Origin of the sequence: uncultured Campylobacter sp., assembly GCF_938045205.1 — a bacterium.
GTDB lineage: Bacteria > Campylobacterota > Campylobacteria > Campylobacterales > Campylobacteraceae > Campylobacter_B.
In genome coordinates, this window is sequence record NZ_CALIMY010000151.1 from 1 (window position 1) to 10,782 (window position 10,782).

At 48.2% G+C, this 10,782-nt stretch carries 7 protein-coding genes; all 7 read right to left on the reverse strand.

Annotation, left to right across the window (positions count from 1 at the left end):
• On the reverse strand, window positions 1–858 hold an 858-nt coding region (locus Q0198_RS09355; RefSeq protein WP_297897364.1), incomplete at its 3' end, for a tetratricopeptide repeat protein.
• 131 nt (window positions 859–989) lie between these two features.
• Entirely contained in the window at window positions 990–3,071 is a 2,082-nt protein-coding gene (locus Q0198_RS09360) for an RNA degradosome polyphosphate kinase (protein ID WP_297897366.1), read from the reverse strand.
• Between the two features lie 113 nt (window positions 3,072–3,184).
• On the reverse strand, window positions 3,185–3,970 hold the full coding sequence (locus Q0198_RS09365) for a tetratricopeptide repeat protein (protein ID WP_297897369.1): 786 nt from the start codon (window positions 3,968–3,970) through the stop codon (window positions 3,185–3,187).
• A gap of 173 nt (window positions 3,971–4,143) precedes the next feature.
• A complete protein-coding gene (locus Q0198_RS09370) occupies window positions 4,144–4,737 on the reverse strand; it encodes a hypothetical protein (RefSeq protein WP_297897372.1) in 594 nt (197 codons plus the stop codon).
• The gene (locus tag Q0198_RS09375) at window positions 4,677–5,216 is read right to left on the reverse strand and encodes a hypothetical protein (protein WP_297897374.1); all 540 of its coding nucleotides are present in this window, start codon (window positions 5,214–5,216) and stop codon (window positions 4,677–4,679) included. The genes Q0198_RS09370 and Q0198_RS09375 overlap by 61 nt, the downstream gene beginning before the upstream one ends.
• Window positions 5,217–5,708: 492 nt before the next feature.
• Window positions 5,709–7,874, reverse strand: a complete 2,166-nt coding sequence (locus Q0198_RS09380) for a hypothetical protein (RefSeq protein WP_297897377.1) — start codon at window positions 7,872–7,874, stop codon at window positions 5,709–5,711.
• Window positions 7,846–9,933: a replicative DNA helicase gene (locus Q0198_RS09385; protein ID WP_297897380.1), complete on the reverse strand. Its 2,088-nt coding sequence runs from the start codon at window positions 9,931–9,933 to the stop codon at window positions 7,846–7,848. Before Q0198_RS09385 ends, Q0198_RS09380 begins: the two co-directional genes overlap by 29 nt.
• Window positions 9,934–10,782 lie beyond the last annotated feature (849 nt).

Here is a 10,782-nt window from a genome sequence, read left to right on the forward strand (position 1 = left end):
CCCGAGATAACTACACGAGTCCGCATCCCCGCTCTCGCAAGTATTTTTAAGCAAATTTAGCCCGCTTTGATATAGGCTTTCTGCTTTTTGGTAATTACCTGCTTTGTAAAAGTCTCCCAGAGTCAAGCACGCCGCCGCCCTGCCGCCATCACAAGCCTTTTGGTATAAATCCGCAGCCTTTTTGAAATCCTTCTCTACGCCCCTGCCGTCTATATATAGATCCGCTAGGCGCTGGCACTCATATAAGTCGCCTTCATCGCATTTCTTTTGATTTATTTGAGCCTTCTTTTGGTACAAAACAGCCGCTTTTTTATATAAGCTCTCCGACTTTTGCAAGTCCTGCTCGACCTTGTCGCCGTTTTTATATAAATATGCAAGGTTATTGCACATATCTGCATCACCGTTATCGCAAATCATTTGACGCAAAACCATAGCCTTGTGCTTGTCTCTTGGGACGCCGATACCGGATTCGTATGAAATTGCAAGCAAATTGCACGAAAACATATTGCCGCCGTCACAAGCCTTTTGATGCAGGCTCGCCGCCTTTTGATAATCTTGTCTAACGCCATAGCCTTCAAAGTATAGTCCTGCAAGCTCATAGCAACCGGTCATATCTCCGTCATCGCAGGCTTTTTGATAAAAATTCGCCGCTTTTTGATAGTTTTGAGTGACGTTCCTGCCGAATCGATATAAGTTTCCGAGCCTATAGCAACTTCGCGTATCTCCACCGTCGCAGCTGCGCTGCCACATTTTTACCGCTTTAGGATAATCGCCGTCCTCATAGAGCTTGTCCGCGTCTTCAAAGACTCCGCCCATGCAAAACGTAGCCATAACGATCGAATAAAGATATTTTTTCATTACAATCCCTTTGAAATTTCTGTAAATCTACTCGCGCATTCACGGCGTAAAATTCTGCATTTAATATTTTATGATCTCGGTTTGCGCGCGGGCTTAGCGCGCGACTAGCCCTAGCAGAACCGAGGCCACGTCTAGCTCTCCTTTAAAAGCTTAGTTAGTGCCGTGCCGCTTTCGTCGTGTTTGCGGATGTTTTTATAAATTTTACTAAAATAAGCTTCTAAAAATTCCTGATCATCGATCTTATCTTCGCCCTTTTTCGGCACGATCTTTCGGTACTCGCCGCTGCTTTGCAGCTCGAATGCGAGCTCGTTGTCGCTTAGCTGAAGCTTTAAAATTTCTTTGAGCTTGTTTTGCAAATTTTCGTTGTAAATCGGGCTCATCAGCTCCAGCCTGCGCTCTAAATTTCGCGGCATCCAATCCGCGCTCGCGATGTATAGGCTGGGCTGGGCGTGCGCGAAGTAAAAAATTCTAGCGTGTTCCAGGTATTTGCCGACGATCGAGATCACGCGGATGTTTTCGCTAACGCCCTTAAGCGCCGGGCGCAAGCAGCAGATGCCGCGCACGATGAGATCGATCTTTACGCCCGCCGCACTTGCTTTATACAGCGCCTTGATCATATCGCCGTCGACAAGAGCGTTCATCTTAGCGATGATCCTGCCGGCAGAGCCTTTTTTCTCCTCGTTTTTTATCATCGCAAGGAGTCGCTCTTTGATCTGCATCGGCGACATAGAGAGGTTGTCGAGCTTGCGGTTTTTGTTATAGCCCGAGAGGATGTGGAAGAAATTCGTCGTGTCCTTATCGAAGCGATCGCCGCAAGTAAAAAAGCTCACGTCGGTGTAAATTTTAGCGCTAGAGCCGTTGTAGTTGCCCGTGCCTAAGTGGATATAAAATTTTAACTTGCCTTCCTCTTTTTTGATGATCTGCGTTACCTTGGCGTGGACTTTAAAGCCCGTGATGCCGTAGATCACGTGCGCGCCGGCGTCTTCGAGCGCCTTCGCCCAGTGCAGGTTGTTTTCCTCATCAAACCTCGCCTTAAGCTCGACCATCACCGTTACCTGCTTACCGTCGCTTGCGGCCTCGATCAGGCTTTGGACGATCGGGGAGTTTTTCTCCACGCGATACAGCGTCATGCGGATCGAGATGACTTTCGGATCCTTCGCGGCCTCTTTGATGAGCTTTTGGACGGGATCAAAGCTCTCGTAAGGATGGATCAGCAGAATATCCTCCTTCTCCATCGCGCTCATAACGGAGGTGTTTTCGTTAAAGGGGGGCAGCGTCTTTGGCAGATACTGAGGATGGGCTAGAAAGGAAAAATCCTTATTAGAAGCGATCTCCCAAAGCCCGTCCAGCGTAAGCGGCACGGCGCATTCATATATATCTTTGTAAAAAATTTTAAGATGAGAATTTAGAAATTCCAGCAGTTCGGCATCGGCGTCCTTTTCGATCTGAAGTCGTACGAAAGCTCCTTTGCGGCGCAGCTTAAGCCCCGCTTCTAGGATCATCATAAAATCGTCCGCTTCCTCCTCCTCGATTACGATATCTGCGTTTCGCGTAACGCGGAAGGCTGCGGAGCTAAGAAGCTTGTAGCCCGGGAAAATCTCCTCCGCATGGCGCTTTACGATGGTGCCGATCGGCACGTAAGTGTTTTGCGCGACCTGCACGAAGCGCGGGATCACGCGCGGAATTCTAATCATTCCAAAATGCACCGACTCGGGCGCGCCCTCATCGCAGAGCTTGACTGCGAGGGAGAAGCTGAGATTGTTTAGATGCGGGAAAGGATGGGTCGCATCCACTGCGATCGGGACGATTACTGGCATTATCTGCGAGAAAAAAAACTCGTCCGCCACCGGCTTCAGCTCGGGCTGCAACTCGTCGTAGCTTTTGATAAAAAGCCCGTTTTTGCAAAGCTCTTTTTGGATTCCGAAATACTGCTGCTCAAGCTCGGTTTGCTCGTTTCTTAAATAGGAGCGGATCGCGCGTAGCTGCTCAAGAGGCGTCATCTCGTCATCGCCGCTGGTTATAACGCCGGCGGTAAAAAGCTGCTTCAAGCCCGCCACGCGGATCATATAAAATTCGTCTAAATTCGTGCTGTAAATCGCTAGAAATTTTAATTTTTCAATTAGCGGGATATCCTTTTTGCATTGTTCCAGCACGCGGGTATTGAAGCGTAGCCAGCTTAGCTCGCGGTTTATAAAATTATTTTGTGTTTGCATAAAAACTCCTTTTTGAATATTAATTCTAAGATTATAGCCCAATTAAGATTAAATTTTAAAGTCCGAATTTCATGAGCTTGCAAGTGGGGCAATTTAGTATTTAAAATTCTGCCCTAATTCCCTCTTTTTTCTAAATCCTTGCACATTTGCGCATTGCCGTCTTTGCAGCCCAGTTCCAAATACTGCCTTAAATATAAAATTTGCTCTTCCTCCTCCTCGCTCATATCAAGCACCCATTTGCACGCCTCCTTTACATTACCCCTGTCGCAAGCCTTCTTGCAAAAATTTTTGCCTTTATTTTTATCTACTTTAGCCCACAACAGCAGTCCGTAAGCGTAGCACGAAGGGTAATGCTCTCCGTTGCAGCCGATTTCATAAAATTTCATAACCTCATTTATATTCTCATTCTCTCTGTTTAAAGATGTGGCAAAGTGCCCGCATCCTGCAGGATTTTCCGCATCGCAGGATTTTTTAAAATACTCTTTTGCCGCAAGCTCGTCTTTTTTTACGCCTTCACCATAAAAATATAAAAGCCCGTAGTCATCACAAAATTTCGCGTCTAGCTCGCAAGCTCTTTCGTAATATGTCTTGATTTTCGCGTGTTTTTTATCCAAAGACGTAAGCGAATACGCTCGCCCCATAAAAATGCAACCCTTGGCATATCCCAAACTACATGATTTTTCAAAAAATTCTAATGCCAAATCGTCGTTTTTTTGTGCGCAAGATTTATTATTTAGAATTAAAGCCGCCAAATAGCATGCTTTGCCGTCGCCGCTACTGCATTTCTTAAAATTTAAATCGTAAGTATCGCACGCAGGCGCCCCTAGAGAATAAATTTCGCTTACGCTCGCGGCTTTCAAAAACAGAGCCGATACGAGTATAAAAAATAGCGCTTTCATGTTAGCTCCTACATACGATATAAATTTAAATCAGAAAGCGACGTAAATTTTATCTTTTGCTAGCGGCTGCGCTTTGATTACGCTCTGCCGCGACTTGCGTTATTAAAGACGCCAAAATTGCGGATAAAATTCTTTCATTATCGCTCTTTGCCCCTTTTTGGATTTGCCATCTTTTACTCCTTGGTTGAATTTGAGTCGTATTTATCGCTTATTTCCCAAAAGGCTCTTTTCGCACACTTTACGGGATCGTGTTCCTCCTGATCTCGTAAGCAGTTTTCTAAAGCCGTCTTTAGCGCGCAAGATTTTAGTTTAAATATTTTTTCTTTTTCTAGATGCTCTGAATATTTTTCGCAAGCTATGCTGTAATTATGTGCCGCTCTTTTGACATTGCCTCTTATCGCAATATCATGAATTCCGAGGTTAAAACAAGAGGCTGCAATACCTGCCTTGCAAGATTTTTCTAAGGGCACAAAAGCCGCTTCTCGCATACCGAGCTCTAAACCCATAACATAGCCCAAATCATCGCATTTTTCCATATTACCGCTATCGCATTTTTTAGATAAAATTTCTATTAGCTTAGTGCATGAGCTATATTTGCCGTTTCCTTTATTGCATTCGTTATAAAGATTTTGTTCCTCTGCCGTAGATTTGGCAGATAATGGATACGACAATATCATAATCAATAAGAATAAAACGCTAATACTTCTCATTTCAGCTCCTCTACAGTTCTTTTTAAAAGAGCCTTGCCCTTTATTATCGGATTGCATTCTTTATCTTTTAAGCAGCTCTTTAATTCCTCATTCATTCTACAAAAAGGCTCGCTATCCTTTAGCTTGCTATCGCATACTTTTTCAAAACTCCTAATTGCTCTTTGTATATTGCCGTTAAATTCTATATCTTCCCAACCTAGCCCCATGCAATATTCGATAAGGTCAGCATCGCACAGCTTAATCAGATATTTCATAGCTTCCTCTTCTCTAAACAAAGATTGTAAAAAATCACTCTGTATAGTACATGAGCGCATATCACCATCCTCGCACTCTTTAGATAAAATTTCAACGAGTTTATTGCACGATCCATATTTTCCGTCACCGTAATCGCAGGATTTAAAAAGCATCCTTTGCTCTTCGTTATTAAAATCCTCTAACTTTATCAAGCTTGTCAAATGCGATTTTGCCGCAGCAGGAATCGATACAAATGCCGCTATAAACGCAAATAACGAAATTTTAAGATAGAATTTTTTCATTAGCACTCCTTATTTTAAGCGGCGATTATATTTAAAAATTTTTAGTTGGCTCTTAAATTTAAGGAGTGCGGCGGCGCGATAAATGCGCCGTAATCCCGTCCGCCGCCTGTGCGCATGGATAAAATTTTAAAATTTTGCCGTACGCTGCGCACGTAAATTCCGCAATCTGCCGCCAAATTTTACTCGCAACCGATTTAAATCGCGCAGGTGCGGCAAAGCAAGCAAAGCAGAATAAAATTTTATAAAATTCCTCGCTCGCAGCGCTGTTTATTGCACACCCGCTACGCTGCTCGTTTTGCACCGCCTATTTTGTTGCCGCCAGTTTCGCTATTGTTTCGTACCTACCGAACCGCCCATTTTGATACACGACACCCGCCGCCCACACTTAAATGAAATTTTAAAATTTTACCGTCCGCCACGCACGAAAGCTCCGTAATCCGCCGTAAAATTTCGCTCGCAACGGGTCTAAGTCGCGCGGGCATAATCCGTCGCCTACCTCCCGTCTAAATTTAAAATTTCACTCGAAATTTCATCTATCGTCGCGTTGAAATCCTCCGCCAGCGCGCGCTTTAACTCCTCTTTCGCCGCCATCATATCGCGCACGATCGCAGCTTCAAACTCCTCTCGGTTCAGCGCCTCGTCGCCCTTGGCAAACGCAAAATCCAGCCCAAACCACGTAGCCACGGCAAACGCAGGCACGCACACCACCGCGCCTGGACCGCACACGAGCCCCGCACTACCGCTGGTCGCGCTGGCGCCTGCCTTGGTAAGGGTCTTCGCGCCCGTTTTAGCCGCAGTTTTAGCGAGGCTCTTGCTTATCAGCTTTGCGCCCAGCACGCCGCCCAACGCCCCTAGTCCCGTCCCGCTCGCGCGATACGCCTTGCTTTTTAGGCTGAAGCTCTGCGTGACGTTAAGATCAATTTTCGCGCCGTATTTTTTGAGCGTAAAATTTAGCGAACTCTCATAATTCTTGACGTTTGCCGCAGCGATTTTAGCGATATTCTCGCCAAAATCTTTCGGGAAGCTTTCGCTCACGAAGCCCGCAAATTTCTCATTCAGATACGCCCCCGCGTCATCGTCCCACACGCCGTGCCACAGCACCAGATAATCGCTCAGAAACGAGTAATTGAAATCCGCCATTTTCTGCGCGCTAAGCCTCGCGCCCTCGTCGTAAACGGCGTCGATGTAGCTATTTAGCGCGGACGCGGCGTTTGCTTCCGCGGCAAAGCGCATGGCGTTTAGCTCGCCTCTTAGAACGTCCGCCTCGCGCGCGCTTAAGATCAGCCGCTCGCCGCTTTGTAGCACGATCTGTACGCTCGTCTCGACCGCGCTTTTAGGACGTGCACCATCCGCTTCGCCCGCAACAGTGCGCGTCTGCGCGGCACAGATCAAACACAGCGTGACGTAGGCAAGCGCGAAGATCGTGCCGCTAAAGCGCCCTATTTTGGGCGCGGACGTGGCTCGCGGCATAAAAAGCACGAAGGCACAAAGATGCAAGATCGCGCAGTAAAAGAGGAAATCTCCCGCGCAGATCAGAAACAAAAGAGCGATTTTTAGCGCGCTAGGGCTCTGCGACAGCGCCAGCTCAAACAGCGCGTTTTTGTAAAATTTCAAAGCGTAAATTTCATTTAGCAGAGCGGATCTGAAGTGCGCTTGCGGCGCGGTAGATTTTAAAATTTCAAAAATTTCGGCTACCGATGCAGAGCTTGGCGCGGAATTTTCAGCAGAACTGTCGGCGACCATACTCGTTGCGGCGGGAGTTGGAGCTAAATTTAAATTTTGCGCTGCGGCTGAGCTAGTCGTAGAATTTTTGGCGAAGGTCTGCGGCATGGCGGCGGTATTTGCCTTATAATTTGCAGCCGAGACCTGCGCCGCTCTGACGGAGCCCGCTTTAAAATTTGCGGGCGAAGCGGTAGGATTTTTGACGATGGCCGGCGCAGGCTTGATGGCATTATCCGTCTCGGAATTTCTAATAACTATGGCAGCGTTATTCGCCGCGAAATTTTTAGCGGATTTAGAGGTATTATCTGCTGCTAAATTTCCGACGGGTGCCGAAGCGTTATTCCTCACGAATTCTTCGGCGGATGAAGCGGTGCGGGCGGGCGGAGTAAAACTTATCGCGGAATTTAAAGAGTGCGTGGTAGCGTCTGCAAGCCGCAAATAGGCTAAATTTATGGCAAAATTTACCGCTACGGCGAGTACGGCGAGCAGCAAAATGCTAAGTTTGAGCGATAAAATTCTAGGATTTTTAATCTCTTTTAGGCTGAGCTTTAGCACCGCCAGGCGCATCAGGGCAAGAGCTGCAGGCAGCACCGCTAGCGTCACAAATAGCGCCGCGCCGCGCAGATCCGCTAGGCCTAGCGCCAAAGTGACGCTTAAAAGGACCGCGCCCGCGAAGGCTAAAACCCCGCTTATCAACCTACCCCTAAAAATTTTAATCAAAATCCCGCTGCTGCGAAATAGCGCCGCATTGGCACGCTGCTTCGCCTCGTAAAAAAAGCTAAATAGCACCCGAAATAGCGCATAAGCCCAAAACGTCGCCAGCGCGCAAAAGCCCGCGTCACTGAAATCCTGCGCATAAAGCGCGAAACAAAAAACGCTAACGATCAGCGCTAGCCTAAGCGCTATTTCACAGATCCAGCGGCGCGTCGTCGTCATCGAGCCTGTTTGCCTCATTGATCTTTGGAATGCCCATCTCTTCGATATTTAAAGGCGGCGCGGGTTTAAATTTCGCCTCGTCCTGCTGCGGCTCAAAAGGTGGCTCATCATCTCTTTCAAAATACGCAGCATCTTCTTGCTGTGTATTCTTTGCGCCTTGCGATGTGCCTTTTGCATCTTGCTGCGCGCCTTTTGTGCCCCGCGATGTGTCTTTTGCGCTCCGCAGAGTGCCCGCTAAATTTTTATGCGCGTCTATTTCTGGTACGACGCCGCCCGCTCTCGTATCATCTAAATTTTGCTCCTCAAATTCTTGCTTTTGCGGTGCGTCTTGTGCCGCGCGCTGCATCTCTGCCAAGCCCTGCTCCACGCTAAGCTTAGACTCGCCGTCTATCTCCTCGCCGTCCTGCGCATCGCTTTGACCGAAGCTAGGCATCTCGTCAAAATCGATATTTACCCCGGAATTTCGAGCACCAGCAGAGCTTTCGTTTAAACTTACGCCACTATTTTCCGCTTCGTTAAAACTCTCCGCGCCGTTAAAGCTTTGCGCTAAATTCTGTTGCAAATTCTGCGCTATATCGAGATGCTGTCCAACTGGCTCCTCAAAGCCCTGATCTTGCAGCTGCGAGACGTAGTCGAGATTGTCGTTTTCGTTAAAGATCGTGCTCTCGCTGGGCTCGCCGCCGAAGCTCGTATCGACGAAGCGGGTAAATCTGCCCTGAAAGCCCACCTCGATCGTCCTACCCGCCTCTCCAGAGCGGTTTTTGCCGACGATGATTTCGGCTTTTTCCTGATAGTCGTTGCGCCTAAACACGGGCTCGCCCGCGTCCTTGCCCTCGGCCTCCAGCCGCGAAATGCGCTCGCGCTCCATCTGCTCTTTATAAACCTCGTCGCGATAGACGAAAAGTATAATGTCCGCATCCTGCTCGATCGCGCCGCTTTCGCGCAGATCGCTTAGCATCGGGCGTTTGTTAGAGCGTGCCTCAAGCGAGCGGTTTAGCTGCGATAGCGCGATGATCGGGATGTTTAGCTCGCGCGCCAAGAGCTTGAGTCCGCGCGAAATTTCGGCGATTTGTAGGTGGCGCTCGGAGTAGTTGCTCGTGCTCGTCATAAGTCCGATGTAATCGATCACGCAAAGCTCAATGTTGGCATCCGCGGATTTAAGTTTGCGCAGCTGGGTGCGGACTTGGTGGATGTTCACGTAGCCGCTGTCATAGACGAAAAGCGGCATATTCAGCACCGCGTCGCAGGCGTCGTTGAAGCGCGTCCAGTCGTCGTCGCTGAGCTTGGCGCTCATTATGTCGCTTAGCGGGATCGAGCTAAGCGCGCTTAGTATGCGGTACATCAGCTGCACAGAGGGCATCTCGAGCGAGAAAAATACGACGCCTTTGCCGCTTTGCAGAGTTTTCATCATCAAATTTAACGCAAAAGCAGTTTTGCCCATGCCGGGGCGGGCGGCGATAATAATGAGCTCGCCCGGCTTTAGCCCCTTCGTGCAGTCGTTTAGGAAGCGAAAGCCGGTATCCAGCCCCACGAGCTCCGAGCCTGCGAGCGCCTTTTGACGCTTGAGCTCCTCTACTACGTCGGCGATGATCTCGTGCGATTTTTTGATGCCGCCGTGGCGCTCCTCGTCGATGAGCTCGTAAATTTTGGAGCTGATTTTATCGGCGGTGTCCTTGCTGCGCACGGCTTCGTTTACCATCGAAGGGATCTCGTGCGCGACCTTGATTAGCGAGCGCTTGATAGATTTTTCGCGCAGCTCGAGTGCGTATTTTGGGGCATCAACCACGCCGCTGGTGGCTACGACCTCGGTAAATGCGCCATCGTCGTAGCGATCGGCTAGCCATTTTTTAACGAAGCTCGGCGCGATCGGCTCGTTGTGCGAAGAGCACTTGACGATCGCCTCGTAGATGTCGGCGTGCGGCTTGTAGAAAAAATCGCCGACCGAGATTATCTCGCTCAGCTCGCCGTATGCGTCCTCGTTTTGCAAAAGCGAGCTTAAAATCGCGCGCTCCATATCCAGATCGTATAAATTTGCAGGCACATTCTGCTTCGTTGTCATCGCTTCCCCTCGTTTCGCGCGCTTTTGCGCGTCTAAATTTTAAGCTCTATAAAATCGTAAATTTAATCCTCAGCCCAGGTCCGCTCTTTTTTAAAACCGATGCGGCTTTGAACGCTCGCCGCGGCCTTCAAACTATCGCAGCTTTAAAAGTTTCGCGCTTCTGCAAAGCCCGCGAAGCTCGAAGCTTTGCGGCTCAAAATCTCGCTAGATCAAACAGCTTGCGATCTTAAAAGCTCGAACTATTTTGAAACTACCTTACTTTTGAAACTTAACGCTTCCGAAAGCCGCGTAATTTTAAGCCGCTCCACTCTTATGCCACATATACCGCGGCGACTTTAAGGCTACACCCAAAGACTGCGGCAGCGGATTTAAAATTTTGAAATTTCATAGAGCTTGAAATTTCGCTAGGGCTTATAATTTTTTAAAATTTTAAGCCCGCCCATTAAAATTTAGCGCCTCGAGTTAGTGCGCCAAATTTTATGCTCACTCCGTAGCGAGCGAATGTTGCTAAATTTAAACCGAATGTCGCGACTTGAAATTTCCCAAGCGCCTTAAATAGTGGGCCGAAGCCGCGGCATTTAAATTTAACATTCGCCCGCTGTTTCGCAAAACAGCATGTCCGGCGCTTACGCGGCTCATCTAAGCGCAGGGCCCGCACGGCTGTCGTGAGCGTGAGCGCATTAAATTAACGCGACTGGTCTTGAACGCCAAATTTTAACTCTACGCAGCTGAGCCCTACGGTTTAAAATTTTGTGCCTTAAAATTTCACACTGCAAATTCTGCTCTATAAAATTCCGCTCCAAATCGCGAGTTTAAAATTTTAAAACGAAATTTCAAGGCAAAATTTTG